The organism is Rahnella inusitata (assembly GCF_018288855.1).
GTDB lineage: Bacteria > Pseudomonadota > Gammaproteobacteria > Enterobacterales > Enterobacteriaceae > Rahnella > Rahnella inusitata.
Window position 1 is genome coordinate 1,657,002 of the sequence record NZ_CP065024.1, and the last position, 25,471, is coordinate 1,682,472.

Sequence of the window (25,471 nt, forward strand, 5' to 3'; positions counted from 1 at the left end):
CTTCCTTCCTCTCTTCGAGGTTAAAACAGCAGGGGGGAGGTGCTATCGAGCGCAGCGCGGCGGCGTTTTTCTGCGTTCATTTCCTGTAAGTGATTGCGATCGATGGCATAAAGCGCCTTGGTCGGGCAGATCTCCATACAGGCCGGGCCGCCAGCGCGGGCATGGCACAGGTCGCATTTATGCGCTTCGGCTTTGTCAGAGGTGGCGGTCATGGCCGCGCCGTTCTGGCGGAAAATCGGTTTGGTGACGACCTCCATCGCACCGTACGGACAGGCGACGACGCAGGTTTTGCAGCCGATGCAACGTTCCTGCATTACCTGAACGCGGTCACCGACGCGGCTGATGGCGCCGTTCGGGCAGACATTGGCGCAGGGCGCATCTTCACACTGGCGACACATCACGGCGGTGCTCAGATTGACGCCTTTGATCACATGCAAACGCGGCGCAAACGTGGCGGCGTTGAGCAGGGAGATATCCTGTGATTCACTGTGAGCCATGACGCAGGCGATTTCACAGGTACGGCAGCCGATACATTTTTTAGGGTCGGCGATAATAAACCGGTTCATCTTCAACTCTCCTGATTCCGGATTTTCTTATGAAGCCGGATGACACCGGCCTGACGACATTGCTGCACTGGCTATACATAAACCGTGCCAGTTCCGGTGATTAATTTTTACGTTATTTATTCAATGGGTTAGCCGAGATGGCTAGGGCAGTGACGAAATCCGGCGCTGACGTCATGTCCGCTTCGTCACTGCCTCGACAGTTGTGTCGAAAGCTGGCGTCAGGCTATTTCCGCCCTGTAAGGAGCGATGCCCAGCCCGGTTTCCAGTCGGGGTAAGAGTTGATGCAAGCGGCTAACCGCCTGCTCCACCACCGGGCTCATCGGGTAATAAAACGCCACGACGTCAGGCTGGATGCCGACAAAGGTGATTTGCGGAATATCTTCGCGCAGTTGCTGAATAAGGAACGTTAACGGCAAGTTGTGCGTGGTCATCATGAACATCTCACCGATGTCATTTTCATCAATGATGCGCATCTCACCGGGTGCCAGCCCCATGTCGGTGGCGTCGACAATCACCAGATAATCCGGGCGCAGTTCGCGCAAAAAACCGATGTCGTTTTCCGGCGCGGCACCGCCGTCGACCACCGTCCAGCCGCTCAGCGGGTGTTCAGCACAGATTTCAGCCAGCCGCGGGCCAGCGCCGTCATCCCCCATCATGCTGTTGCCGACGCACAGCAGGGCGAAGCGGGATAAATGGGAAGCGATATCAGGCATCGTATCTCCTGACCATCAGGTACATGGCGGGGTCGTTTTCGATTTGCTGGAGCAGCACAATCAGCGCGTCGCTCCAGCCCTGCTGCTGCAAGTTCATCTTTTCGCGGGCATCGCGCAGCGCCAGCGCCAGACAATGGGTGTGGGTGCTGTCGATGTTGATTTCACCAAAGCGCTGAACACCGGCCAATTTGCGGCGCGCCTCGCTGTTTTCCGCCAGGCAGTCCATCCACTGACTGTAGTCGTCGAGCGGGCATTCCAGACGGGATTTCAGGCAGTCAATCACCCCCAGGTGATGGCCGATCGCCAGGCTGTAATAAATCACCTCCTGAACTTTTTGTGAGCTGCGTTTCTGCGCACTTTTCTCATCGACGAACTTGCTGCTCAGCGAATAGAAAATCACTTTGTTTTTCTCTGCTTTCACGCCCGCCATGGTCTGGTGTCGGGCGTAACGCTGGTCGTTGGCCGGGGTCATCACAGGCGAACCTCCCCGCGCAGTACCTGCTGATAAATTTGTTGCAGATTGCCGACGATTTCATTGAGACGCATATCCCCCTGTTCTTCCAGATATGCCGATACGCGCTCCTCAGCCGGTTGCAGACCGGGGGCGGCGACCAGTTGCATAAACCGGTCGGCAATCTGACGACCATAGCGATAACCGGCCATGCGGCGCGCTTCGCGATCGAGCAATACGCGCAGCGGTTGTGGCAAATCCGGGTGCAGCAACATCGCGGGAAGGGCTGCTTCTTCATCGTGTTGCTGGCCTTTGATTTTTTGATCAAGCAGGCCGAGCGCCATCGCAAAGCCATAAATCGTGGCGGCGGGCGTTGGCGGGCAGCCGGGAATATAGACGTCCACTGGCACGATTTTGTCGGTACCGCCCCAGACGCAATACAGGTCGTGGAAGATGCCGCCGCTGTTGCCACAGGCCCCGTAAGAAATGCAGATTTTTGGATCCGGTGCCGAATCCCAGGCGCGCAGTGCCGGTACCCGCATGGCACGTGTCACCGCGCCGGTGAACAGCAAAATATCGGCATGACGCGGCGAGGGCACTACTTTGATCCCGAAGCGTTCGGCATCAAACAGCGGCGAAATTGCGGCGAAAATTTCAATCTCGCAACCATTGCAGCCGCCGCAGTCCACGCGATACACGTAGGCCGAGCGGCGGATGCTGGTGAGGAGGGTGGATTTAAGTTTGGCGATGCTTTCGTCAAGCGTGACGGGCACCGGCAGACCATTTTCGTCACGCGGGCCGATCAGTGTCTGGCTCATGACTGCGCCTCCGTGGTCATATGACGGCCAATATCAATTCGGTCCGTGGATGAAAGACAGTGCATTTTTTTGCAGGCCGGGCAGGTTTCATACTGCGCGCGGCGGTCATCGATTTGCCGGTCGCTCAGCGCGCCGTTCTCCTGTAACAGACTGAGCGCGAAGTCGATTTCCTTTTGCACGGCGTAAGGTTTGCCGCATTCACGGCAGTGGCAGACCGGGAAATCGGCAGTTTCGTATAAGTCTTCTTTGCGCCACACCGCCAGCTCGAACTCTTGTGAAAGTTTTATAGCTGCCGTCGGGCAGACTTCTTCACAGCGGGCGCAGAAAATGCAGCGCCCTAAAAAAAGCGACCAGCGGATATTTTCACCGTCTTCGGCCGTGGTCATGGTCAGCGCGTTGGACGGGCAGGCGTTAGCACAGGCACCGCAGGCGATACACTGTTGCGCGTCGTACTGCGGTTTGCCGCGAAAATTCGGTGCCAGATCCAGCGGTGTGAACGGGTAGCCCACCGTCGCCTTGCCGGTCTTCAGGACTTTTTTAATCAGTTTCAGCATGATTGGGCGGCTCCTTAAAGCGGCGAGTTTTTACGTTCAATGCCGTAACGTTCGATCTCTTTGTAAGGCACGACGATGGTCGTTTTCTTACGCACATCCACCACCGTCATGCGGTCGGTGCACGAATAACAAGGGTCGAGACTGCCGATGATCAGTGGCGCGTCTGACACCGTGTTGCCGCGCAGCATGTAGCGCAACGTCGGCCAGTTGGCGTAGGTCGCCGCGCGGCAGCGCCAGCGGAAGAGTTTCTGGTTGTCGCCGGTCATGCTCCAGTGAATGTCGTCACCACGTGGTGCTTCGGCAAAGCCCAGCGCAAAGCGGTGCGGAATGTAGTTAAAGCCTTCCACCGCCAGCGGGCCGCCCGGCAGGCTTTGCAGGCCAAACTCGATCATATTCAGGGAGTTGAACACTTCGTGGATGCGCACTTTCAGGCGGGAATAAACGTCGTTACCGGTTTCGCTGCAAATTTCAAAGGGCAGCCTGGCGTAACCGGCGTAAGGATGATCCTGACGCATATCACGGCGGTGGCCGCTGCCGCGTACCATCGGACCAACGTTGCTGAAATCGCGCGCAACCTGCGGATCCAGAAGGCCGACGCCGATGCTGCGCTGTTCGGTATTCGGCGTACTGAGCAGAATATCCACCAGCTCATGCAGGTCACGGCGCATGCTGCCCGCCAGTGCAATGGTGGCTGTCATGTCGTCTTTGAGAATGTCGCGACGCATACCGCCGATCAGATTCATGCCGTAGGTTTTGCGCGCGCCGGTGAGGATTTCTGCCATTTTCATGGATTGCTCACGGACGCGGAAAAACTGCATGAAGCCGGAGTCAAACCCGACAAAATGGCAGGCCAGCCCAAGGTTCAGCAGGTGGCTGTGCAGACGTTCAACTTCCAGCAAAATTGAGCGGATCATCTGCGCGCGTTCCGGCACCACAATCCCCATCGCGTTTTCCACCGATGAGGTATAGGCCACACTGTGCGTAAAGCCGCAGATGCCGCAGACGCGATCCGACAGGAACGTCACTTCGTTGTAGCCCATCCGGGTTTCGGCCAGTTTTTCCATGCCGCGATGAACGTAGAACAGGCGGTAGTCGGCGTCGATAATGTCTTCGCCATCGACAAACAGACGGAAATGTCCGGGTTCGTCAGAGGTGACGTGCAGCGGGCCAATCGGCACGATTTTGCTGCCTTCTTTGGCTTCGGAAATAAACGGATAGGTTTCTTCGTCAGTGGTCGGCGCGGGGCGCTGGCGATAATCCATGGCATCTTTGCGCAGCGGATATAAATCGTCTGGCCAGTCATCGGGCAGCACCAGACGGCGTTCATCCGGCAATCCGACCGGACGCAGACCGTACATATCGCGCACTTCGCGCTCGCCCCAGACAGCGGCAGGCACGCGTGGCGTTACGGACGGGAATTCCAGCGAAACCGGATCCACTTCGGCGCGTACTGTAATCCAGCACTTCACGCCTTGCTCCATCGAGAGCACGTAATACAGCGCGTAATTGCCGCACAGCGTGCGTTCGTCATTGCCGAACAGCACCGACAGCCAGCCGCCCTGCTGGTAGTAAAGCCACTCAACCACTTCCGGCAGGGCGTTCAGTTTGATTGTCACGGTTGCCTGCGTGTCGGTTTGCCATTCACTGCCTAAAATCGCCGACGGAAACTGTTTCGCCAGCGCCGCCAGATAATGCTTACCGACCGGATTTTGGTTTAACGCGGTATTGAAATCACTCATTACAAAGCCTCTTCCCGCCGCAGCGGGACAAGAAAAATGTCAGGTCAGCCTGCGACCAGCCAGGACACCAGCGCCAGAAACGCCAGCCCGAAGCCCGCCCAGGTGGTGCGGGAAGTTTTAAGAAAGCGCAGACGGGCAACGCTGTTTTCAAGAAGCGCGACGACAAAAACGGCGATCAGCAGTTTCAGCAGGCACAGCACCACGGCGACCAGTAGCGTCAGCGGCGTCAGGTTTTCCGCCAGCCCGAACGGGAAAAACAGACCGAGGAACAGCTGTAAGACCACCAGCTGTTTCAGGCTGATCCCCATTTTCAGCACACCGAGCGCCGCGCCGGAATATTCGGTCAGCGGCCCTTCCTGTAACTCCTGCTCGGCTTCCGCCATATCAAACGGCAGTTTGCCCATTTCGATATAAGTGGCGAAAGCGCAGGCCAGACCGGCGAGAATCAGCGTTAAGGAAGAGGAAACCGGCCAGTGGCGTACACAGTCAGCAATCGCGCCGAGGGACGTTGAACCGGCGACCAGCGCCGCCACCCACAGGCCGAGCAGCAAAATCGGCTCGACCAGCACGCCGAGCACGGCTTCACGGCTGGCGCCGATACCGGTAAACGGGCTGCCGGTATCCAGACCGGCGATGGCAAACACAAAACGCACGATAGCGAAGAGATAAATGACCGTGATCAGGTCGCCGGCTGCGCCCATCGGCGATGCCAGCGTCACCATCGGCAAGGCGGTGGCGATTGCCAGCAGGCCGCCAGTTAGCAGATACGGCATACTGCGAAACGCTGCACCCGCCGCCGCCGGGGCGACGCTTTGCCTTTTCAGCAACTTTGCGATGTCGCGGTATTCCTGTAACACCCCCGGTCCCTGACGGTTGTGCATTTTGGCGCGTATGACGCGGCTGAATCCGGCGAACAGCGGGGCAACGGCCAGCAGTGCAATGGCCTGGATCAGCGCCAGCGGCCACAGCGCGTTACTCATCAAAACGGGAAAATTCATAGTCAGTTCCTCAGGCGAAAGCCACGACCAGCAACACAGCCAGTTCGATGAAAGCCAGACGGCGGCAGAAAGCGCCGAGCCAGCCCTGATGCAGCGCGGTCACCAGTGCGGCAGGCGTAGCGCGCTGACGCAGACGGTACAGCGGCGCAAACATCACACGCAGCGGCTGGGCGAAACCGGTAGCAGTCACCACCATGTCCGGCGAATGCCCGTAGCCGCAGGCCCAGGCATCGCCGCGCAGCCGGTTCGGCAGACGTTGGCCGCGCAACAGACTGGCGATAAGCCACGGCAACACCGGCATCGCCAGCAGCAGCAGGGCAATCATTGGTGCCGATACGGCGGAAGTGCCGGTCATCGCCGCGCCCTGACCGGCAAACGGCATCAACGGCGCGTTCAGCACCGACGCCGCCACGGCGGAGAAATGCGGAATAAGCCACGGTGACGCGACGCCAAAAATCACGCACAGCAGTGCCAGCAGCAGGCTGGCCAGCGTCATCGGAAGCGGTGCCGGTGTGGCATCGGCCGCGGCCTGACTGCGCGGTGCGCCGAGGAAGGTCACACCAAACACTTTGGCGATACACATCAGCGCCAGCGCACCGGTCAGCGCCAGCCCGACCGCCAGCAGCGGCCCGAGCAGGCGAGCGATAAACACATGACTGCCGCTCAGCTGGAACAGCGACTGGTAAAGTAGCCATTCACTGGCGAAGCCGTTCAGCGGCGGCAGCGCGGCCATCGACATCAGCGCAATCAGCATCGCCACGGCGGTCCACGGCATCAGGCGCGCCATCCCGCCAAGCTTTTCCATATCCTTAATACCGGTCTGCATTTCGATTTCACCGGCGCCGAGGAACAGCGCGGTTTTGAACAGGCCATGATTGAAGAGATGGAACAACCCGGCCAGCAGTGCGAGAGATGCGAGCACCGGCAGCTTCAGCGCCACGCCGACCATTGCGCCGCCGACGCCGAGCAGGATAATCCCAACGTTTTCCAGTGTGTGATAGGCCAGCAGGCGGCGGATATCGTGTTCCATCAGGGCGTACAATCCGCCAATAAATGCGGTCAGGATCGCCAGAAGCAGCACCATCAGGCCCCACCAGAGTGGCGGCGCACCGAGCAGATCCAGACCGACTTTTATGACACCCATGATGCCAATTTTCATCAGGGCGGAAGAGAACAGCGCGGCAGCCTGTGCCGGTGCGCTGGAGTGCGACTGCGGTACCCAGCCGTGCAGCGGAATAATCCCGGCGTACAACCCGAAACCGAGCAGCGACAGCAGGAAAGCGAGAGATTTCACGCCGGGGGTGAATTCTGTATGGCGCAGCACATCATAATTCACACTGCCGCTGGCGTGATGGAGCAGGGCAAAGGCCAGGATCAGGCACAGCGTGCCCAGACGCCCGGACAGAAACTGATTCAGACCGGCGCGACGACTTTTCACATCGTCGGTTTGCACTATCAGGAAATATGCACACAGCGCCGCCAGCTCCATCATCAAAATCAGCCCGGCGCCATTGGCGGATATTGCCGCCGCCGTCAGCGCGGCCAGCAGCAGGTTACACAACAGTCCGGTGCGCGCGCGTTTGCGCTGGTTCACACTGTTAAGCCATGCGCAGGCATACAGGCTGCAAAACAGCGCCGGGACCGCCATCGCCAGCAGTAACAGACCGTTGAGCGGGCTAAATTCGGCAGCAAAATGCAGTACCGGTAAGGTGATGCTCTGTGCGGGCCCGCTGTGCAAAATCTGCATCGCGGCGAGGATGACAGCCAGTGAAGCCAGCATGCCTCCCGCCCCGGATATCAGGCTGCTCAGACGGGCGAAAGCCGCCACCAGCCAGCTCACGATGCCGCTCAGCAGCCAGATCATCAGCGCCAGCGTCAGCAGCGATGCCGGCGTCCATGCAAATAAAGAGGTCATCATTTTGCCTCCGCGTCAGGGGTGTTGAAGGCCGTGAGTTCGACAGGAAGTTCTGCCGGGAAAACGTTCATGGCGTTAAGGCGTTTTAGCTGGCTGGCACGGTCAGAGAGATCAGCGGTGACCAGGGTGATCGCCTGGGTCGGACAGGTGGTGATGCACGCCGGACCTTGCGGGCTGAAACTGCATAAATCACATTTCACCGCCACGGCGCGGATGCCGGGAACGCAGTCGAGAAACGGGCTGACAGCGCGCGGCGCACGAGGGGCGGGCAGCGCTTTCGAGGTGTTGCAGTCGCGCGGAATATCCACAGGCGTACTGCCGGAAAAGGTGATGGCCCCAAACGGGCAGGCGATGCCGCACAGTTTGCAACTGACGCACAGACTTTCATTGAGATGAATGGCGTTATTCTCGCGGGTGATGGCATTGACCGGACACACCTGCGCGCAGGGGGCATCTTCACACTGGTGACACATCACCGGCGCGGAATCCAGACGGTTACGCATCACCTGCAAACGCGGTGCAGACTGTAAGCCGTGGCGCTGATGTTCCTGCGAACAGCTGGCCATACAGGTATTGCAGCCGATGCAGAGCTTCGGATCGGCTATCACATATTGATTCATGGCAACGGCAGTGCGGCTCATGAAGTCTCCTCTCTGTTTCGTCAAAGATGACGAAATCGGCACTTAAAATGACATTTCGACACTTATGTCAGAATGAATTGCATTAATTCAACGGCAGTTTCGCGAGGCGTAATTTAATTTTCGCCATGCCTTAAAAATGTATTCAGGCGAATATTCATGCCTGAATTAATAATTTTTCTAATTGCGGTAATACGGGCTGATTGTTATGCAGGGAGTCAAACAGACACTGATAAATAGCGGAAATTTTATTCAGGTAATGTTCCTGTACAGCATTTTTATCGCGGATATCCACGGTGCCGTCGAGACGCCCGTCTTCACTCAGTTTTGCGTGGGCGAAGGCTTTGAAATCAGGCTCTTCACTGGCTGGGGTCATATTCAAACTGTAGATAACATCCTGACTGTAAAAATCGTCGCTCAGATGAATACTGACGGAGAAATGGTTAAACAGGGTGAAACGGATGTCCTGTTCTTCGCTACAGGTAAACTCATGATTTATTTTCTTATTTGACGTGGTAATCGCCTGAATCAGGCTGTTCTGATAGGTGTGCCATTGCGATTTAAGGTGATTATTTTTACTGGCAATGTAATCCGCTTTGCTGGTCAGTTCGCTGAGAGTGCTCATGGTATTTACCCGTTATTGAGTTCTTTATGGGTGCCATTTCGAAATGTCAGATGACGACGAAAATACGGCGCATAAGTCTCTGTTGGCATAAAGCGTGCCAGTTACGATAATTTTGATATAACAGATTTAAAATCAACAGCTTGATGAATTAATAACTTTTAAGTGTCTTCTGCGGGGAAAGAAATGACATGTCGATGACACCTTATTTCGACATATATGTCGTGACGTGATTTTACTGTCAGTCGCGGATTTAATTCGTGCGAAAAACTCTGGCATTAATATTGCAAACATCCTTCATCACTTTCCAAAGAGAGCGGAAATCATGCACGAAATAACCCTGTGCCAGAATGCCGTGGAAATCATGCAGGAATTTGGCCGGCAAAATAATGCGCACAGAATTACTGCCGTGTGGATGGAAGTGGGCGCATTTTCCTGCGTTGAGCCAGAGGCGCTGACATTCTGCTTTGAACTGGCCTGCCGCGAAACGCTGGCACAAGGCTGCGAGCTGCATCTTGCGACGCCCGCCGCCGTTAGCTGGTGCCACGATTGCCAGCAGGATATCCGCTTGCTCAGCCCCGGCGTGCTGCTCTGCCCGCAGTGCGGCGGCCGCAATTTAAGGGTCATTGCCGACGATGGCATGAAAATCAAACGTATTGAAATCGAATAACGGGCACGATGTGCCCGGGGAGAAAACTATGTGCAGTACCTGTGGTTGCGCCAGCGGCGAGCTTCGGATTGAAGGCGTCAGCAGCGAACATTCTCATCATCACTCTTCTGACGACGCTTCCCCGCATTCTCATTCCTACATTCACGATCATTCCCACGGCCTGCCGTTTGCACCGCGTCGCCTGATTGATATCGAAATGGACGTTCTGGCCAAAAATAATCATATCGCCGCCCATAACCGCGAGCATTTTGCGCAGGCGTCGATTTTGGCACTGAATCTGGTTTCCAGCCCCGGCTCCGGTAAAACCACGTTGCTGACCAGCACACTCACCCGTCTGGCTTTGCAGTTTGACTGCGCGGTAGTTGAGGGCGATCAGCAAACCACCAACGATGCCGATCGCATCCGCGCGACGGGCGTTCCGGCAATCCAGGTCAATACCGGTAAAGGCTGCCATCTGGATGCGCAGATGGTTCACGATGCCGTACATCAGCTGGCACCGAAAAATAACAGCCTGCTGTTTATCGAAAACGTCGGCAATCTGGTGTGCCCGGCCAGTTTCGATCTTGGCGAACGTCATAAAGTGGCAGTGCTTTCGGTCACCGAAGGTGAAGACAAACCGCTGAAATACCCGCATATGTTCGCGGCGTCGCGGCTGATGATCCTCAATAAAATCGATCTTCTGCCTTACGTCACTTTTGATGTCGACACCTGCATCGCCAATGCGCGTCAGGTGAATCCAGAGATTGAAGTTATTCAGCTTTCGGCCACGACAGGCGAGGGCATGGAACAGTGGCTGGCGTGGCTGGAGCAGCAACGATGTGCATAGGCATTCCGGGACAAATTGTCGCGCTGCACGAACAGCAGCCCGATCATGCCTGGGCAGAAGTGTGCGGCATGCGTCGCGAAGTGAATATTGCGCTGGTGTGTGAAGGGAAACCTGACGCGTTGATCGGCTGCTGGGTATTAATCCACGTGGGTTTTGCGCTCAGTAAGCTGGATGAACAGGAGGCGCGGGATACGCTGGCAGCGTTACATGAAATGGAAGAAGTGGAAGCCGACGTCGCGCTGTTTCTCGGCAAAGGAGAGGCAAGATAATGCGGTTTGTCGATGAATTTCGAGATCCAAAACTCGCCAAAACGTTGATCGAACGTTTGCATCAGCGTGCGGCGCAGCTGCCTTATACCGCCGAAAAACCGATGCAGATTATGGAAGTCTGCGGCGGCCATACTCACGCTATTTTCAAGTTCGGGCTGGATAAACTGCTGCCGCCACAGCTGGAATTTATCCACGGGCCGGGCTGTCCGGTATGCGTTTTACCGATGGGGCGGATCGACGCCTGTTGTGAAATCGCTGCCCATCCGCAGGTGATTTTCTGCACCTTCGGCGATGCGCTGCGCGTGCCCGGTAAGCGCGGTTCGCTGCTGACAGCGCGCGAACGCGGCGCGGATGTGCGCGTGGTGTATTCGCCGCTCGATGCATTGAAACTGGCACGTGAAAATCCGCAGCGCAGCGTGGTGTTTTTCGCCCTCGGTTTTGAAACCACACTGCCGGTCACCGCTGTCACACTGCAACAGGCGCGCCGCGAAGGACTGACGAATTTCAGCGTCTTCTGTCAGCACATCAGCCTGATCCCGACGTTGCGCAGCCTGTTGCAACAGGACGACGTGCGTATCGATGCGTTTCTCGCGCCCGGCCACGTCAGCATGGTGATCGGCACCTCGCCCTATCACTTCATCAATGAACAGTTCGGCAAACCGCTGGTGATAAGCGGCTTTGAGCCGCTGGATATATTGCAGAGTGTTTTGATGCTGGTGGAACAAGTTTGCGAGGCATCGTGTAAAACCGAAAACCAATACCGTCGGGTGGTACCGCAAGAGGGTAACCTGCTGGCACAGGAGGCGATGCGGGAGGTGTTTGTGCTTTCCGGCAGCAGCGAATGGCGCGGTCTGGGGCTGATTGAGAATTCAGGAATACAACTGACCGGCGCCTACGAGGCTTTCGATGCCGAACGGCGTTTTAATCCGCAGGTGCAGTCGGTTTGCGATGATCCTCGCGCACGCTGTGGCGAAGTGCTGACCGGGCGCTGTAAACCGCATCAGTGTCCGCTGTTTGGCACCGGTTGTACGCCGCACAATGCGTTCGGCGCACTGATGGTGTCATCAGAAGGTGCCTGCGCAGCCTGGTATCAATACCGGCATCAGGAAACTCAATACGTGCAAATTGAAGAAAATCAGAAGGTGGCAGGATGAGCGTGAGCAATGACGTGGTAACAATGGCGCACGGCAGCGGCGGAAGGGCGATGCAGCAGATGATCGAACGGATGTTTTTGGCCGCATTTGATAATCCCTGGCTCAACGAACGGGAAGACGGCGCGCGGATAAGCCTCGCCGATCTCAGCCGTCAGGGCGATCGTCTGGCCTTTACAACCGACAGCTACGTCATCGATCCGATTTTCTTCCCCGGCGGCAACATCGGCAAACTGGCGGTTTGCGGTACGGCTAACGATCTGGCAGTCAGCGGCGCGACACCGGCTTATCTTTCCTGCGGATTTATTCTCGAAGAGGGCTTTCCGCTGGGCGATTTGCAGAAAATTGTCAGCACGATGGCGCAGACCGCCAGGGAAGCCGGCATCGCGATTGTCACCGGCGATACCAAAGTGGTGCAGCGCGGCGCAGCCGACAAAATCTTCATCAATACCGCCGGGATCGGCGTGATACCTACTGCGGTGAACTGGGCTGCGAAATCTGTTCAGGCCGGTGACAAAGTGATCGTCAGCGGTACGCTTGGCGATCACGGTGCAGCAATTCTCAATCTTCGCGAACAGTTGGGGATGGACCTCGGTGTGCAAAGCGATTGCGCCGTACTGGCACCGATGATTGCGCCGCTGCGTATGCTGGCCGGTGTCCATGCTCTGCGCGACGCCACGCGCGGCGGCGTGAACGCTATCCTGCACGAATTTAGCGATGCCAGCGGTTTCGGGATTTGCATCGACGAAAATGCCTTACCGGTCAAAGAGTCAGTACGCGGGATCTGCGAACTGCTCGGGTTGGAGCCGTTGAATTTTGCCAACGAAGGCAAACTGGTGGTGGTGGTCGCCCCGCAGGCAGAAGACGCTGTGCTGAAAATCCTGCACGACCATCCGTTAGGGACTGATGCTGCAACTATCGGCGAAGTGACTGAACATCCTCAGGTCTGTTTACGCGGTGCACTCGGCGTTGTCCGGCAACTGATGTTGCCTCATGCCGAACCCTTACCCCGTATTTGTTGATCTCATCAGGGAGTGGCCTGCTGCGAAAGGGGTAGAATTTTGCTTATCGCCCTTCGATAAAATTCCTGTTACCCGGAATCATGTTACTCATTTTCTTTATTCAAAAAACGGGTACCCAGAGCTAACGCTATGCAGAGTGCAACAATGAGCATCACAAAACATAAAGGATTACTGGAACTGACGCGCACGTTGCTGCTGCAACAGACCATGACATCGCTGCTGGAAACCCTGACGCAGGTGGTGCAAAGCGCCGGTATCGCCGAAGCCGTCACGCTGGTGTTGTTCGATAACAACAGCGACCGCGTCAGTTTTTATGGGATTGACCCGCATCATCAGCCGGTCAGCTATGAAGATGAAACCCTGCTGGCCACCGGACCGGTGCATGCCTTGCTCAATAACCCAAAAATGCAGGTCTGGCGCAGTGAGGCGCTGAATTTGCGTTATCCGCAACTGTCGGCGCTGAATCTCTATCCGGCCTTTACCGATTACTGTCTGGTGCCGTTGCTGGCCTCTTCCGGGCTGCTCGGTGGCTGTGAATTTACCCGTCAGCACGAAAATTCGTTCAGCGAGGCAGACAAAGCCGGTTTACATGAACTCTGCATGCTGACTGCGATTGCCGTCGAACAAATTCAGCTGCGTGAAAATGCGCTGTTTCAGCAATCCCTGCTGCGCCACGAGCGCGACGACTTTCGTATTCTGGTGGACATCACCAACGCGGTGCTTTCTAAATTAGATCTCGACGAGCTCACCGGAGAAATCGCAAAAACCATCCATCATTTCTTCCACATTAACGCCATCAGTATTGTGTTATGCGATGCCGGAAATGAGAGCGAACAGGCGAGCGTTTACGCCACGCATTACGTACAGACACACGTTGCAGAACGTGAACAGTCGCGCATGGCGCTTGCGGGAACGGTGGAACAGCAGGTGATGAAAAGCGGCGAGATGCTGCTGACCAACCTGCGGCCAGATAGCGAAGGTGAAAGCGACATGAGCACGCTGTTCCATCTTCTCTGGCGCGAGCAAACCAAAACGCTGTGCATTCTGCCGTTACGTTTCGGCCATAAAACGCTGGGCGTGCTTAAGCTGGCGCAGTGCCAGCCGGACAATTTCAACTCCGCCAATCTGCGGGTGTTGCAGCAAATCGCCGAACGTATAGCCATCGCGGTGGATAACGCGCTGGCTTATCAGGAAATCAAAAGCCTGAAGGAAAAACTGCAACACGAAAATCTGTACCTGACCGAGCAAATCAACAGCAACAACCCGGATTTCAGCGACATAGTAGGACGCAGTCAGAGTATGTCAGCGGTGCTCAAACAGGTGGAGATCGTGGCGAAAAGCGATTGCTCGGTGCTGATCCTCGGGGAAACCGGTACCGGCAAGGAGCTGATCGCCAGGGCTATCCACAATCTCGGCGACCGCCGGGATCAGCGCATGGTGAAAATGAACTGCGCCGCGATGCCTGCCGGACTGATGGAAAGCGATCTCTTCGGCCATGAAAAAGGCTCATTTACCGGCGCGACCGCGCAACGAATGGGACGTTTCGAACTGGCCGACAAAGGCACCTTGTTTCTTGATGAGGTCGGTGAAATCCCCCTTGAGCTGCAACCCAAGCTGCTTCGCATCCTGCAGGAGCAAGAGTTCGAGCGCGTGGGCGGCAACAAACTGATTTCAGTGAACGTGCGCATGATCGCCGCGACCAATCGCGATTTGCAGCAGATGGTCGCTGACAAAGAATTCCGCAGCGATCTGTTTTACCGGCTGAACGTGTTCCCGATTATTATTCCGCCGTTGCGTGAACGCCCGGAAGATATCCCGCAGCTGGTAAAGTTCCTTACCTATAAAATCGCCAAACGGATGAAGCGCACCATCGACAGTATTCCGGCAGAAACTTTGCGCCTTCTGAGCCGCATGCCCTGGCCGGGTAACGTGCGCGAACTGGAAAACGTCATCGAGCGTGCCGTCCTGCTGACGCGCGGCACCGTGCTGGATCTTCAACTCCCCGAGTTGAACTACCCGCAAATCACCTTGCCGGTAGTGGCTCCGCTGTTGAGGGCTGAATCTGAAGCACCGCTTAGTGAAGATGATGAACGTGAGCGCATTATCGCAATCCTGAAAGAAACCAACGGCGTCGTCGCCGGTCCGCGTGGCGCAGCACAACGTCTCGGGCTTAAACGCACGACATTGCTCTCACGAATGAAAAAGCTGGGGATAGCGGCTCGGTAATAAATATCTTATCTGTAAAATAATTCATGGCCCTGAAGAAATTTCAGGGCTTTTTTTATTTTAAATTTAGAGTGTTATTAATCAGTGCGTCCTGTGAGTTACCACCGGACGCCGATCGCTTTATCAAATATCTGATTGGCTTCAGTATTAATTTCGTCGGCAACGCTTCGGTCATGAATATAAATGAGCGCAGTGAAACCGGCAAGGTACTTAATTGAAGTCTTTTGGTTTTTATAATGATGAGGTGGTTTATGAGTAACGTAATTGAAAGTGGTTTACAGACGCTGGCGGCGAAAAAACCGAGCATCTGGACGCGTGCTGATGCGCTCAAAGTGAACGAGAATGATCCGACGACCACACAGCCATTGGTGAGCGGAGATTTCCCAGTGATGAGCGATGACGTCTTTATCTGGGATACCATGCCGCTGCGTGATATTGACGGTAATGTCCTTTCCGTCGACGGCTGGTCAGTCATCTTTACCCTGACGGCTGAACGTCAGCCCAATGATCCTGCTAATATCGATGCCAACGGAAATTACGATATTACGCTGGACTGGAATAACCGACATGGCCGCGCAAAAATTTGCTATTGGTATTCTAATACCGGCAAGGACTGGGTATTTGGTGGCCGTGTTATGGCGGAAGGTGTTTCTCCTACCGTGCGTGAATGGGCAGGTTCGCCGGTATTAGTGAATAACAAGGGGGAAGTGGATTTATATTATACGGCAGTCACGCCGGGGGCGACGATTGTTAAAGTCCGTGGCCGCGTGAAGACTAACAATAAGGGGGTTGAAGTCGCGGAATTTATTTCGGTAAAACCTTTATTTGAGGCCGACGGTAAAATTTATCAAACCGAAACGCAGAACCCGTACTGGGGCTTTCGCGACCCGTTCCCATTCCGTGACCCGAAAAGTGGCAAGTTGTATATGCTGTTTGAAGGTAATGTGGCGGGCGATCGCGGTTCCCACGTGGTCGGGCCGGAAGAAATCGGCGATGTGCCGCCGGGTTATGAAGATGTCGGCAACTCCCGTTATCAGACCGCCTGCATTGGTATTGCAGAAGCGGCTGATGAGGACGGCGACAGCTGGACATTGCTGCCACCGTTGCTGACCGCCGTAGGTGTTAATGACCAGACCGAACGCCCGCACTTTGTGTTCCAGGACGGTAAATATTACCTGTTCACCATCAGCCATAAATTCACTTATGGCGAGGGCGTAACCGGTCCGGACGGCGTTTACGGCTTCGTGAGTGATGAACTTTTCGGCCCTTATGTACCGCTGAACGGTTCCGGTCTGGTGCTCGGCAACCCGCCATCTCAGCCATATCAGACTTATTCTCACTATGTGATGCCTAACGGTCTGGTAACGTCATTTATCGACAGCGTACCGGTCGATAAGGCCACTACCGGGATGGATTATCGCATCGGCGGCACAGAAGCGCCGACTGTGAAAATCAAACTGAAAGGTGAACAGACTTTTGTGGTCGGCGAGTACGATTACGGCTACATCCCGCCAATGGCCGATGTGGTCCTGGACGCGTAATCTGATAATAAACCTGATTCAGGCTGCCTTCGGGCAGCCTTTCTTGTTTCTATGCTATCTGAAACATTTCGCCATGGCTGAATGACCAGTCTTCCGGTTGGGTAAAGTTCACGACAATCATTACATCAGCTGGCGAGATCCCAAGTGTAACGTGAAGGTTTTCGGCCAGATGGCGGTACAACTCCTGCTTCTGATACGAGTTGCGCGGTTTGCCAGCGGTGATGTGAAACAGCAAAAAATCCTCAGAACGTAAACAGTCGTTACCCGCTAAATAACCCGGATGAATGACTCTCTGGCTGAGGCTGGCGGGTTCGAACAGCTGGAAACAGTCATCTTTTGGCACGGAAAAGGTATACACCAGTGCGTTTTGCAGGATGGCTGAAATCGCGGCCTGCCACTCGTCCATACGATGTGCAGGCAGTGAAATTCGGGTAAACGGCATAAAAAACCTCTCTTTATTCTTCACTTAGCGCAGCAAAGCGGGTGAGCGCCGAGGCGGCGGCAGGCCATCCGGCATAAAACGCCAGATGGGTGATCAGTTCGCCTATTTCGCTGTGCGTGACGCCATTTTTCACCGCCAGTTCCAGATGGAACGGCAACTGTTCAGCACGGTTCAGCGCGACCAGTGCGGCAACGGTGATCAGGCTGCGGTCGCGCGGTGACAGCTCAATTCTGTTCCACAGATCGCCAAACAACACCTGTTCGGTCAGTTCTGCCAGCTTTGGCGTCAGGCGCACCATGTTTTCGGGTGGCCGCAGGGAAGAGGGCGTTGTGCTCATATCAGGCTCCTTTTATGGGTGTGAAAGGAAGCATAAGCCGTTATGATTATCCGTAAAATCGAAAATATCAGCAGTATTGATACGATAAAACAGGATGATAGATATGGCGAAAAGACCGGTAACCTTTGATGCTGAAGCCTTGCGCAGTTTTGTCACCGGCATCGAGCTCGGCAGTTTTGTGCTGGCGGCTGACCGGCTGGGGCGTTCGACCTCGGCGGTCAGCGCTCAGCTGAAAAAACTCGAGCAGCAGGCCGGAACGGAGCTGGTGCAGAAGTCAGGGCGGCATCTGATGCCCACTGAACGCGGCGAAGTGATGCTGAGCTTTGCGCGGCGGATCCTCAGCCTGAACGACGAGGCCAGTGCAGCACTGCTGGCAAGCACGCTGGGCGGCAGCCTGAATGTGGGTATGCAGGAAGATTTTGGTGAAACGCTGTTACCGGCGATCCTCGGCACCTTTACCCGCGCGCATCCGCAGGTGCAGGTTTCTGCCAGCATTACCCGTAACCGGCAGCTGCTCGACGGTATTCGTCACAATGAATTCGATCTGGCCGTGTGCTGGCAGGCGGACGACGCGCCGCTTTTCCCGTCAAGCCAGTCCCTCGGGCGCGTGCCTTTGCGCTGGGTAGGTCCGCAGAATTTCCCGCTAAGCCATTATCTGGCGAGCAATGAGCCCTTGCCACTGCTGGTGTTTGAAGCGCCATGCCTGATGCGCAGTGCGGCAACGGCGGCGCTGGATCGCGCGGGAATTTCCTGGCGCATTGCTTTTACCAGCCGCAGCCTGAGCGGAATCTGGGCGGCGATGTCGGCAGGGCTGGGCGTGACGTTGCGCACTGATTTTGGCAAGCCTGAGTCATTGCAGATCCTGGAGGAACTGCCTGCGGCGGGGGATATCGGCGTCAGCCTCCATCAGAGCGAAACGCCGCCGGGTGAGGCCGCGACGCATCTGAAAGAGGCGATTATCGATTTTTTCACCGCGACTATTCTCACCGTGAATAAGTGAACGGCGAAGTTTACTTTTTTGCCGGCTGCTGGCGATAGTGCGCCAAACGTTCGCGGAAGTACGTACGCAGATGTTCCGGTTGTTCCAACTCCACCTGTTCGGCATTCACCGGCAGGTTATTGCGCTCACGCACCACCACCGTACCGGCAGCCAGCCCGGTACTCACTTTGTCCATTTCTTCTTTACTCAGACCTGCGAGAGTGTTGTTCATAGGGTCTCCTTTATTCTTTATCTGTTACGGGTACATAAGGTTTATTTTAGCGCAGTTCCAACCAGTGTTTTCAGCATCCCATCTGCGCAGTATTTATCTAACAGCCCCTTCTCTAACTTGGGGGGGATGGCCTCAATGAAATCAGTCATTCGTTCGAAATTATCTTCCCCCCAAATGAATACCCGGTCCGGGTGATAAAAAACATGCGTCTTTACCGAAACATTATTGGTGATCAGCTTTTTATTAAATGCCATCGCTTCCAGCGCGCGTAACGTTAATCCGGTTTGCCCCGGTTTATTAATTTCCACAACAATGGAGGACTTTTTGAGCTTTTCAATGTTTTGGTGGTATGTCAGTTTTTTATTAACACAAACAGAAGGATAGTCAGAATTCATCTCGTCGCCGTCAACCAGATAAAAATCGGGGTGACAATGATTTCTTTGCAACAAAGAGGCAAGTTCCCGGAGGAATTCTGCGCGATAACTGTCATATCCCCCCACGTAGAAACACGAGGGTGGGGAAGAAATTATCTGCGGTTCTGCAGCGTGCGTGCGAATTTCACTGAGCGTGAAAGGTAAAAATTGATCCACATATGAAAGATTATATTTAAGGCAATCTTGCGGATCAAAACTGTATATGACGTCGAAAACAGAACTCACTCTGTCCAGATAATTTTCATTCTCAGACAGCAATTTCAGGCGTCGTCGTTTGGATGTCAGCGCAGCAACGGAGTCTCGCAGCACCAGTATTTTTTTGCAGCGCAGGGGAGCAATCAGGTCCAGCATCAGGAAGGCGCTGTAACCATTAGAAATAACAATGTCGTTATCGGCAATGTGCCGGAATTTAATCGCGATTTGCAGTTTTTGATGCCAGCGCTTAAGCGTTCTTCCCGGCAGTAGTTTCTGCACAGATTTGAAATGCTGTTTGACGCGATAAATTTCAGCGACGTTGAAGTCTTTTTTGAGTGAGGAAGTCATCATCCTTTCGTATTCTGAGTTCCATTCAATAAAATGTATTCTCACCGTATCCCTCATATTGTTGTCCATTTCATCCTCCTTTTTTACCCTGCAGTTTAGCATTCCTGGCTAAAAGGGTTGCGGATCCCCGGCATCTTCTTTCTGTGATTTCACAATTGGTTTACAAAATCGCCAAAGTCAGGTCATTATTCAGGCTTCTTTTGCCCAGAGTGGAGCCTGACGATGACGCGAATGACAGCCAAAGACTTTCCTCCTGAACTCCTCGAATACTTTGATTTCTACGTACACGGTAAAATGACCAAGCGGGAATTTCTCGACCTCTCAGCCAAATTTGTGGTCGGCGGATTATCGGCGGCGGCGCTCACCACGCTGATGACGCCGAACTACGCCTACGCCGAGCAGGTAGAATTCACCGACCCGGACATTCTGGCTGAGTACATCCAGTATCCTTCGCCGCAGGGGCACGGCAGCGTGCGGGGATATCTGGTGCGCCCGGCGAAAGCCAGCGGCAAAGTGCCGGGTGTGGTGGTGGTGCATGAGAATCGCGGGCTGAATCCCTATATCGAAGACGTGGCGCGCCGCGTCGCGAAGGCCGGATTTATTGCGCTGGCGCCGGACGGGCTGAGTTCCGTCGGGGGCTATCCCGGCAATGATGAAAAGGGGCGCGAACTGCAAAAGAACGTCGATCCAACCAAACTCATGAATGACTTTTTTGCCGCGATTGAATTTCTGATGCACCATGAAACGGCGACCGGCAAAGTCGGGATCACCGGTTTTTGCTACGGCGGTGGCGTGGCGAACGCCTCGGCAGTCGCCTATCCTGAACTGGCCGCGGCAGCGCCTTTCTACGGTCGTCAGCCGAAAGCCGAAGATGTGCCGCGTATCAAAGCGCCGTTATTACTGCATTATGGCGAGCTGGATAAACCGATTACGGAAGGCTGGCCTGCGTATGAAGCGGCGCTCAAGGCTAACAATAAAGTGTACGAAGGCTATGTCTATCCCGGCGTCAATCACGGGTTCCATAACGATTCCACTCCGCGTTATGACAAAGCGGCAGCAGATCTGGCGTGGGACAGAACGGTGGCGTGGTTCAACAAATATCTGCTGTAAAACGAATTTTCAATGAAAAGGGCGGGAATCGATCCCGCCCTTTTTGCGTTCTGCAAACCGGTTATGACTTCAGTTTGTCATCGAAATCTGACGCGTCATGACGCTCTTCAAGTTGTTCATCGCTTTCGCCCCAGGTGCGGTTAACGATGCGCCCGCGTTTCACCGCCGGACGGCTGGCAACTTCATCGGCCCAGCGCTGGAAATGCTTATATGACGTGATATCGAGGAACTCGCCCGATTCGTACAGGCCGCCTTTGGCCAGGCTGCCGTACCAGGTGAAAATAGCGATATCGGCGATGGTATATTCTTCACCCGCGATAAAGCGATGATCAGCCAGTTGTCTGTCGAGCACGTCAAGCTGTCGTTTGGCTTCCATCGTAAAGCGGTTGATGGCGTATTCGATTTTCACCGGCGCGTAATGGTAGAAATGCCCGAATCCGCCGCCAAGATACGGCGCGGAACCTTGCAGCCAGAACAACCAGTTAAGGGTTTCGGTGCGGCCAGCGAGATCTTTTGGCAGGAACTTGCCAAATTTTTCTGCCAGATACAGCAGGATGTTGCCGGATTCAAACACGCGGATCGGCGGGGTGGCGGAGTTATCGAGCAGGGCAGGGATTTTGGAGTTTGGGTTTACATCCACAAAGCCGCTGGAGAATTGATCGCCTTCGTTGATGCGGATGATAAAAGCGTCATATTCCGCGTCGGTAACGCCAAGCGCCAGCAGCTCTTCCAGCAGGATCGTTACTTTCTGGCCGTTCGGCGTGCCGAGTGAATAGAGCTGAAGCGGGTGTTTACCCACCGGCAGCGTCTTCTCATGCGTCGGACCGGCTACCGGGCGGTTGATGTTCGAGAACTTACTGACTTCGTCTTTATTCCACGTCCAGACTTTCGGTGGTTGATAGTTATCTGACATTGAAAGCTCCACATCGGTTTTTTGAGGATAAGACCGAAAAGTCTAGCAGGAGAACCCGGACTGTGATGCTGAGAATGTGCCCTGCACGATGCATCATGCAGGATCCGACAGAGAAGTCAGGCAGTGTAATAAATCACTGTCATTACGTGAAATGACACTGCCTTTGTTTATAGCCCAACCTGCTGCGGATAAAGCCCTTTGCGCTTCCATTTCACATCAGCGACCGACTGACCGGGGTGAATTTTCCCCTGTAACAGCAGGTTGAATTTCGCGCCAGAGGCGCGCATCAGACGGCTTTGCAAGATATAGACGGCTTCCGTCCCCAGTTCGCGGCAGGGCAGATTGACGGCGGTGAAATCCATCGGGTAAAGATTTTTCACCCCATGTGCGAAATCCATACTCATCACCGAAATATCCTCCGGCACCAGAATGCCGTGCTCCCTCAGGACTTCAAGCGTCGCCTGCGCTATCGGATCGCCGCCGCAGATAATCGCCGAAGGCAGTGTTTCGCGCTTATGTTCCCTGAGGTACTTTTCAATAATTTCTCTGGCCTGCTCTTTACCGTTGCCTTTATTGACCAGCAGGTGCGTGGCCTCGTCGAACGCTATGTGGTATTCGAGACAGGCGCGTTTGAAACCGTCCAGCCGCTGCATCATGGTTTCCCTGCGCAGATCGGTGAACAGTAAAACAGGCCGGTGACCGCGCTGAAACAGATAGTTTGCGGCGCTGTAGCCGAGGGAATAATGATCGGCTGACACACAATCGAGGCGCATTTCGTTGTCTCTGGCGTTGATCAACACCACCGGTTTATTCGATTCGGCGGCCAGCCGGTAGAGCATCACGTCGTCGATGCCGATGATAATAATGCCATCGACATCTGACTGATTAAGCGCCTGCATAAAGTTGGCGATATCCGGTTCGTTAACCGCCAGCGCACATTTACGGACGTGGATATCGAAACGCGTGACCTCAGCCGTTATTTCCTGAATAGCTTCGTAATAGTAGAGATCTTCATGAGGAGAGAATGCCGCCGGGGGCGCGCAAATTAACAGGGTATTCATTAACAACCGGCTGGCCGGAATGTCGCGTAAAATACCCATGTTTCTGGCGTGGGTAAATACCTTCTCTTTTGCCTGGGGGCTGACATTCGCTTTGCCTGCTAATACCCTGGAAACGGTGCTGGGAGAAAGCCCCGTTAACTCGGCTATTTGCCTGATTTTTAATTTTCCTGTCATTTTGTGATCAACGCCTCATTAGCTTATGGACTTATTACCACAGTTAACTGTTTGTAAATCATCAGCTATTCACCATCATAGCAAATCCAAAACCCCGCGCTGCAATTCCTGTCACAAATACCGGTTGTTGGAAAAAAATGTCATTACTATTCTCAATCCAATTCACATCAGAAAATAAATAACGTATTTATCCACGCCGGATTTAATAACGGATTAATTAAAATCGTCATTAAATCAGCAAGGTGACGGCTGCCCGTCAGTCTGAAATCAGGAATGAAATAATGTTGAAAATAGCAATCATTGGTACCGGTAATATTTCGCACAACCATATTCAGGGATATTTAGAGTTTGCTGACCGTTGTCAGATAGTCGCACTGGTCGATATTTATCCCGAAAAAGCAGAGGAGAAAAAACGGCATTACAGTCTCGCGACGGCGAAAGTGTATGCCAGCCATCAGGAGATCCTCAACGATCCGGATATCGACGTCTTTGATATCTGCACGCCGCCGTACGTACATGCGGAAATTTCCATTGATGCGTTGAAATCCGGCAAGCACGTATTGTGCGAGAAGCCGATGGCGGCGTCGTTGCAGGAATGCGATGCAATGATTCTGGCGGCGAAAGAGAGCGGAAAAACGCTGTCGATTATCGCGCAGAACCGCTTTACCGATGCCTTCTGGCGGCTGAAAAAAGTCATCGATTCCGGCGAAGCGGGCAAAGTCTGTCATGCGCAGGTGGATTCCTTCTGGTGGCGCGGTCACTCCTATTACGATTTGTGGTGGCGCGGCACCTGGGAGAAAGAGGCGGGTGGCTGCACGCTCAACCATGCGGTTCACCATATTGATGCGATCCAGTGGATGCTCGGATTTCCGTCTGAAGTGGTTTCGATGATAACCAACGCCGCGCACGATAACGCCGAAGTGGAAGATCTCTCGGCGGCGATTTTCAAATATGACTCCGGCGCGCTGACGCAGCTGACCGCCTCGGTGGTGCATCACGGCGAAGATCAGAAGATGGTGATTCAGGGCGAAAAGGCGCGGATTTCTGCACCCTGGGACAAATTTGCCAGCATTTCCGCACCCAACGGATTCCCTGTCGATGCACGCGATACCGCGCGGGAAAGCCGCCTCGACGATCTGTATCAGTCGATCCCCCGGCTGACCTATACGCTGCACACCGGCCAGATCGATAATTTCCTGACCGCACTCGAGACCAATACGCCGCCGCTGATCGACGGCGTTCAGGGCAAGCGATCGCTGGAACTCATCGCCTCCATTTATAAATCAGCCATCACCCGCAGCATCGTGACGTTGCCGATCCTGCCGGGGGATCCGTTCTATCAGACCGGTGGGCTGGTGTCGCTGGCCCCGCACTTTTATGAGAAATCGGCCTCCGTAGAAAACTTCGCCAATGAAGAGGCGATCCCGCTCGGCAAAAACATGGATAAGGGTGTCTGAAAATGAGTAATAAAGATGGCATGAACTACGCGCCGGTGGGTAAACCTCAGCCGGTTGTGAAACCGGGCGAATTCGTGATAGCCGCCGCGGCGCTGGATCACGGGCATATTTACGGCATGTGCAACGGGCTTATCGAAGCGGGTGCCAGCCTGAAATGGGTTTACGATCCGGATCCGGCAAAGGTGCAGAAATTCGTCAGCCAGTATCCGCAGGTAGCGGTGGCTGATTCACTGGACGTTATTCTCGGCGATAAAGAGGTGCAGCTGGTGGCGGGCGCGGGGATCCCTTCTGAGCGTTGTGAACTCGGGCTGAAAGTGATGGACGCCGGCAAAGATTACTTCGTCGATAAAGCGCCGCTGACCACCCTTGTGCAACTGGCCGCCGCGAAAGCCAAAGTGGCCGCCACAGGGCGAAAATATGCGGTCTATTACAGCGAACGGCTGCACGTGGAAAGCGCGGTGTTTGCCGGACAACTGGTGCAGGAAGGGGCGATCGGGCGTGTTGTGCAGACGCTCGGCACCGGGCCACATCGCGAGGGCGAAGGCCGCCCGGACTGGTTCTATGAAAAGGAAAAGTTCGGCGGGATCTTGTGCGATATCGGCAGCCATCAGATAGAACAATTCCTTTTCTACACCGCTAACAGCAATGCGCGCGTGGTGGCGGCGCAGGCGGTAAATTTCAATCATCCCGAATCTCCGCGCTTTGAAGATTTTGGCGACGCGATGCTCGAAGGTGACAACGGCGCGCGCGGCTATTTCCGCTGCGACTGGTTTACGCCACCAGGGCTGAGCACCTGGGGCGACGGGCGACTGACGCTGCTGGGCACCGAAGGTTATATCGAGATCCGCAAATATGTCGATCTTACCCGTGGGGATCAGGACGTGGTGTATCTGGTGAATCAGCACGGCGAGTTCCGCTATCCGGTGTCAGGTACCGTTGGTTTCCCGTTCTTCGGCGAACTGATACGTGATTGTCTGCATCGCACTGAAAAAGCCATGACGCAGGACCATGCATTCAAAGCCGCCGAGCTGTGTGTGCGGGCGCAAATGCTGGCGAATCAGTCGGAGTAA

At 54.8% G+C, this 25,471-nt stretch carries 27 protein-coding genes; 11 read left to right on the forward strand and 16 right to left on the reverse strand.

What is annotated here, in order from left to right; genetic code table 11:
- Positions 1-20: 20 nt before the first annotated feature.
- From hydN to hycA, 10 genes are all read right to left on the reverse strand, one after another.
- On the reverse strand, positions 21-566 hold the full coding sequence (gene hydN, locus I2123_RS07815) for an electron transport protein HydN (protein ID WP_056774212.1): 546 nt from the start codon (positions 564-566) through the stop codon (positions 21-23).
- Positions 567-784: 218 nt separating this feature from the next.
- Complete coding sequence (gene hycI, locus I2123_RS07820; protein WP_112168296.1) at positions 785-1,279, reverse strand: hydrogenase maturation peptidase HycI; 495 nt, start codon at positions 1,277-1,279, stop codon at positions 785-787.
- On the reverse strand, positions 1,272-1,751 hold the full coding sequence (locus I2123_RS07825) for a formate hydrogenlyase maturation HycH family protein (RefSeq protein WP_213052133.1): 480 nt from the start codon (positions 1,749-1,751) through the stop codon (positions 1,272-1,274). Before I2123_RS07825 ends, hycI begins: the two co-directional genes overlap by 8 nt.
- The gene (locus I2123_RS07830) at positions 1,751-2,548 is read right to left on the reverse strand and encodes an NADH-quinone oxidoreductase subunit B family protein (protein ID WP_213052134.1); all 798 of its coding nucleotides are present in this window, start codon (positions 2,546-2,548) and stop codon (positions 1,751-1,753) included. Before I2123_RS07830 ends, I2123_RS07825 begins: the two co-directional genes overlap by 1 nt.
- Complete coding sequence (locus I2123_RS07835) at positions 2,545-3,102, reverse strand: formate hydrogenlyase complex iron-sulfur subunit (protein ID WP_112168299.1); 558 nt, start codon at positions 3,100-3,102, stop codon at positions 2,545-2,547. Before I2123_RS07835 ends, I2123_RS07830 begins: the two co-directional genes overlap by 4 nt.
- Positions 3,103-3,116: 14 nt before the next feature.
- The gene (locus tag I2123_RS07840) at positions 3,117-4,841 is read right to left on the reverse strand and encodes a hydrogenase large subunit (protein WP_213052135.1); all 1,725 of its coding nucleotides are present in this window, start codon (positions 4,839-4,841) and stop codon (positions 3,117-3,119) included.
- A gap of 44 nt (positions 4,842-4,885) precedes the next feature.
- On the reverse strand, positions 4,886-5,839 hold the full coding sequence (locus I2123_RS07845; RefSeq protein ID WP_213052136.1) for a respiratory chain complex I subunit 1 family protein: 954 nt from the start codon (positions 5,837-5,839) through the stop codon (positions 4,886-4,888).
- Positions 5,840-5,849: 10 nt separating this feature from the next.
- Complete coding sequence (locus tag I2123_RS07850; protein ID WP_213052480.1) at positions 5,850-7,754, reverse strand: proton-conducting transporter transmembrane domain-containing protein; 1,905 nt, start codon at positions 7,752-7,754, stop codon at positions 5,850-5,852.
- Complete coding sequence (locus I2123_RS07855) at positions 7,754-8,374, reverse strand: 4Fe-4S dicluster domain-containing protein (RefSeq protein ID WP_213052481.1); 621 nt, start codon at positions 8,372-8,374, stop codon at positions 7,754-7,756. Before I2123_RS07855 ends, I2123_RS07850 begins: the two co-directional genes overlap by 1 nt.
- A 175-nt stretch (positions 8,375-8,549) precedes the next feature.
- On the reverse strand, positions 8,550-9,017 hold the full coding sequence (hycA, locus tag I2123_RS07860) for a formate hydrogenlyase regulator HycA (protein WP_112168302.1): 468 nt from the start codon (positions 9,015-9,017) through the stop codon (positions 8,550-8,552).
- A gap of 322 nt (positions 9,018-9,339) precedes the next feature.
- Here hycA and hypA point away from each other — a divergent pair, with 322 nt between their 5' ends.
- The 7 genes from hypA (at position 9,340) to I2123_RS07895 (ending at position 16,719) form a co-directional block, all read left to right on the forward strand.
- Positions 9,340-9,684 carry a hydrogenase maturation nickel metallochaperone HypA gene (gene hypA, locus I2123_RS07865; protein WP_213052137.1) on the forward strand — a complete coding sequence of 115 codons (345 nt, stop codon included), beginning with the start codon at positions 9,340-9,342 and terminating at the stop codon, positions 9,682-9,684.
- Between the two features lie 28 nt (positions 9,685-9,712).
- Positions 9,713-10,510: a hydrogenase nickel incorporation protein HypB gene (gene hypB / locus I2123_RS07870; protein ID WP_213052138.1), complete on the forward strand. Its 798-nt coding sequence runs from the start codon at positions 9,713-9,715 to the stop codon at positions 10,508-10,510.
- On the forward strand, positions 10,501-10,779 hold the full coding sequence (gene hypC, locus I2123_RS07875) for a HypC/HybG/HupF family hydrogenase formation chaperone (protein WP_112168305.1): 279 nt from the start codon (positions 10,501-10,503) through the stop codon (positions 10,777-10,779). The genes hypB and hypC overlap by 10 nt, the downstream gene beginning before the upstream one ends.
- On the forward strand, positions 10,779-11,933 hold the full coding sequence (gene hypD / locus I2123_RS07880; protein WP_213052139.1) for a hydrogenase formation protein HypD: 1,155 nt from the start codon (positions 10,779-10,781) through the stop codon (positions 11,931-11,933). Before hypC ends, hypD begins: the two co-directional genes overlap by 1 nt.
- The gene (gene hypE / locus I2123_RS07885; RefSeq protein ID WP_213052140.1) at positions 11,930-12,952 is read left to right on the forward strand and encodes a hydrogenase expression/formation protein HypE; all 1,023 of its coding nucleotides are present in this window, start codon (positions 11,930-11,932) and stop codon (positions 12,950-12,952) included. Before hypD ends, hypE begins: the two co-directional genes overlap by 4 nt.
- Positions 12,953-13,096: 144 nt before the next feature.
- Complete coding sequence (gene flhA / locus I2123_RS07890; protein ID WP_244879895.1) at positions 13,097-15,178, forward strand: formate hydrogenlyase transcriptional activator FlhA; 2,082 nt, start codon at positions 13,097-13,099, stop codon at positions 15,176-15,178.
- Positions 15,179-15,429: 251 nt separating this feature from the next.
- Positions 15,430-16,719: a glycoside hydrolase family 68 protein gene (locus I2123_RS07895; RefSeq protein WP_213052142.1), complete on the forward strand. Its 1,290-nt coding sequence runs from the start codon at positions 15,430-15,432 to the stop codon at positions 16,717-16,719.
- A gap of 49 nt (positions 16,720-16,768) precedes the next feature.
- Here I2123_RS07895 and I2123_RS07900 read toward each other — a convergent pair whose 3' ends face one another.
- The gene (locus I2123_RS07900) at positions 16,769-17,161 is read right to left on the reverse strand and encodes a tautomerase family protein (protein WP_213052143.1); all 393 of its coding nucleotides are present in this window, start codon (positions 17,159-17,161) and stop codon (positions 16,769-16,771) included.
- 13 nt (positions 17,162-17,174) lie between these two features.
- Positions 17,175-17,498 (reverse strand): carboxymuconolactone decarboxylase family protein, encoded by a 324-nt coding sequence (locus I2123_RS07905; protein WP_213052144.1) that lies wholly within the window; start codon positions 17,496-17,498, stop codon positions 17,175-17,177.
- Between the two features lie 103 nt (positions 17,499-17,601).
- Here I2123_RS07905 and I2123_RS07910 point away from each other — a divergent pair, with 103 nt between their 5' ends.
- On the forward strand, positions 17,602-18,498 hold the full coding sequence (locus I2123_RS07910) for a LysR substrate-binding domain-containing protein (RefSeq protein WP_213052145.1): 897 nt from the start codon (positions 17,602-17,604) through the stop codon (positions 18,496-18,498).
- A 10-nt stretch (positions 18,499-18,508) separates the two neighbouring features.
- Here the strand turns inward: I2123_RS07910 and I2123_RS07915 are convergent, their stop codons facing one another.
- Together I2123_RS07915 and I2123_RS07920 are read right to left on the reverse strand one after the other, a co-directional pair.
- Entirely contained in the window at positions 18,509-18,709 is a 201-nt protein-coding gene (locus tag I2123_RS07915) for a DNA polymerase III subunit theta (RefSeq protein WP_213052146.1), read from the reverse strand.
- A 41-nt stretch (positions 18,710-18,750) separates the two neighbouring features.
- Positions 18,751-19,731: a WaaS/CpsH family glycosyltransferase gene (locus tag I2123_RS07920; RefSeq protein ID WP_476727104.1), complete on the reverse strand. Its 981-nt coding sequence runs from the start codon at positions 19,729-19,731 to the stop codon at positions 18,751-18,753.
- A gap of 177 nt (positions 19,732-19,908) precedes the next feature.
- Here I2123_RS07920 and yghX point away from each other — a divergent pair, with 177 nt between their 5' ends.
- Positions 19,909-20,796, forward strand: coding sequence for a YghX family hydrolase (gene yghX, locus I2123_RS07925; RefSeq protein ID WP_213052148.1), 888 nt, complete (start codon positions 19,909-19,911; stop codon positions 20,794-20,796).
- A 61-nt stretch (positions 20,797-20,857) separates the two neighbouring features.
- On the opposite strand, the gene yghU is transcribed toward yghX, so the two are convergent.
- Both yghU and I2123_RS07935 read right to left on the reverse strand, forming a co-directional pair.
- The gene (gene yghU, locus I2123_RS07930) at positions 20,858-21,709 is read right to left on the reverse strand and encodes a glutathione-dependent disulfide-bond oxidoreductase (RefSeq protein ID WP_213052149.1); all 852 of its coding nucleotides are present in this window, start codon (positions 21,707-21,709) and stop codon (positions 20,858-20,860) included.
- A 167-nt stretch (positions 21,710-21,876) separates the two neighbouring features.
- Positions 21,877-22,944: a LacI family DNA-binding transcriptional regulator gene (locus I2123_RS07935; protein WP_112166736.1), complete on the reverse strand. Its 1,068-nt coding sequence runs from the start codon at positions 22,942-22,944 to the stop codon at positions 21,877-21,879.
- Positions 22,945-23,225: 281 nt separating this feature from the next.
- Between I2123_RS07935 and I2123_RS07940 the strand changes: the two genes are divergently transcribed.
- Positions 23,226-24,401 (forward strand): Gfo/Idh/MocA family protein, encoded by a 1,176-nt coding sequence (locus I2123_RS07940; protein WP_213052150.1) that lies wholly within the window; start codon positions 23,226-23,228, stop codon positions 24,399-24,401.
- Between the two features lie 2 nt (positions 24,402-24,403).
- On the forward strand, positions 24,404-25,471 hold the full coding sequence (locus I2123_RS07945) for a Gfo/Idh/MocA family protein (RefSeq protein ID WP_213052151.1): 1,068 nt from the start codon (positions 24,404-24,406) through the stop codon (positions 25,469-25,471).

Excerpts from the sequence above, each read along its gene's own strand:
- I2123_RS07830 (WP_213052134.1), bottom strand. The coding sequence starts at position 2,548 with ATGAGCCAGACACTGATCGGCCCGCGTGACGAAAATGGTCTGCCGGTG.
- hypC (WP_112168305.1), top strand. The coding sequence starts at position 10,501 with ATGTGCATAGGCATTCCGGGACAAATTGTCGCGCTGCACGAACAGCAG.
- hydN (WP_056774212.1), bottom strand. The coding sequence starts at position 566 with ATGAACCGGTTTATTATCGCCGACCCTAAAAAATGTATCGGCTGCCGT.
- I2123_RS07905 (WP_213052144.1), bottom strand. The coding sequence starts at position 17,498 with ATGAGCACAACGCCCTCTTCCCTGCGGCCACCCGAAAACATGGTGCGC.
- I2123_RS07840 (WP_213052135.1), bottom strand. The coding sequence starts at position 4,841 with ATGAGTGATTTCAATACCGCGTTAAACCAAAATCCGGTCGGTAAGCAT.
- flhA (WP_244879895.1), top strand. The coding sequence starts at position 13,097 with ATGAGCATCACAAAACATAAAGGATTACTGGAACTGACGCGCACGTTG.
- I2123_RS07895 (WP_213052142.1), top strand. The coding sequence starts at position 15,430 with ATGAGTAACGTAATTGAAAGTGGTTTACAGACGCTGGCGGCGAAAAAA.
- I2123_RS07910 (WP_213052145.1), top strand. The coding sequence starts at position 17,602 with ATGGCGAAAAGACCGGTAACCTTTGATGCTGAAGCCTTGCGCAGTTTT.
- hypA (WP_213052137.1), top strand. The coding sequence starts at position 9,340 with ATGCACGAAATAACCCTGTGCCAGAATGCCGTGGAAATCATGCAGGAA.
- I2123_RS07900 (WP_213052143.1), bottom strand. The coding sequence starts at position 17,161 with ATGCCGTTTACCCGAATTTCACTGCCTGCACATCGTATGGACGAGTGG.
- I2123_RS07945 (WP_213052151.1), top strand. The coding sequence starts at position 24,404 with ATGAGTAATAAAGATGGCATGAACTACGCGCCGGTGGGTAAACCTCAG.
- I2123_RS07845 (WP_213052136.1), bottom strand. The coding sequence starts at position 5,839 with ATGAATTTTCCCGTTTTGATGAGTAACGCGCTGTGGCCGCTGGCGCTG.
- hypE (WP_213052140.1), top strand. The coding sequence starts at position 11,930 with ATGAGCGTGAGCAATGACGTGGTAACAATGGCGCACGGCAGCGGCGGA.
- I2123_RS07915 (WP_213052146.1), bottom strand. The coding sequence starts at position 18,709 with ATGAACAACACTCTCGCAGGTCTGAGTAAAGAAGAAATGGACAAAGTG.
- hypD (WP_213052139.1), top strand. The coding sequence starts at position 10,779 with ATGCGGTTTGTCGATGAATTTCGAGATCCAAAACTCGCCAAAACGTTG.
- yghU (WP_213052149.1), bottom strand. The coding sequence starts at position 21,709 with ATGTCAGATAACTATCAACCACCGAAAGTCTGGACGTGGAATAAAGAC.
- I2123_RS07940 (WP_213052150.1), top strand. The coding sequence starts at position 23,226 with ATGTTGAAAATAGCAATCATTGGTACCGGTAATATTTCGCACAACCAT.
- yghX (WP_213052148.1), top strand. The coding sequence starts at position 19,909 with ATGACGCGAATGACAGCCAAAGACTTTCCTCCTGAACTCCTCGAATAC.
- I2123_RS07935 (WP_112166736.1), bottom strand. The coding sequence starts at position 22,944 with ATGACAGGAAAATTAAAAATCAGGCAAATAGCCGAGTTAACGGGGCTT.
- hypB (WP_213052138.1), top strand. The coding sequence starts at position 9,713 with ATGTGCAGTACCTGTGGTTGCGCCAGCGGCGAGCTTCGGATTGAAGGC.
- I2123_RS07855 (WP_213052481.1), bottom strand. The coding sequence starts at position 8,374 with ATGAATCAATATGTGATAGCCGATCCGAAGCTCTGCATCGGCTGCAAT.
- hycA (WP_112168302.1), bottom strand. The coding sequence starts at position 9,017 with ATGAGCACTCTCAGCGAACTGACCAGCAAAGCGGATTACATTGCCAGT.
- I2123_RS07825 (WP_213052133.1), bottom strand. The coding sequence starts at position 1,751 with ATGACCCCGGCCAACGACCAGCGTTACGCCCGACACCAGACCATGGCG.
- I2123_RS07850 (WP_213052480.1), bottom strand. The coding sequence starts at position 7,754 with ATGACCTCTTTATTTGCATGGACGCCGGCATCGCTGCTGACGCTGGCG.
- I2123_RS07835 (WP_112168299.1), bottom strand. The coding sequence starts at position 3,102 with ATGCTGAAACTGATTAAAAAAGTCCTGAAGACCGGCAAGGCGACGGTG.
- hycI (WP_112168296.1), bottom strand. The coding sequence starts at position 1,279 with ATGCCTGATATCGCTTCCCATTTATCCCGCTTCGCCCTGCTGTGCGTC.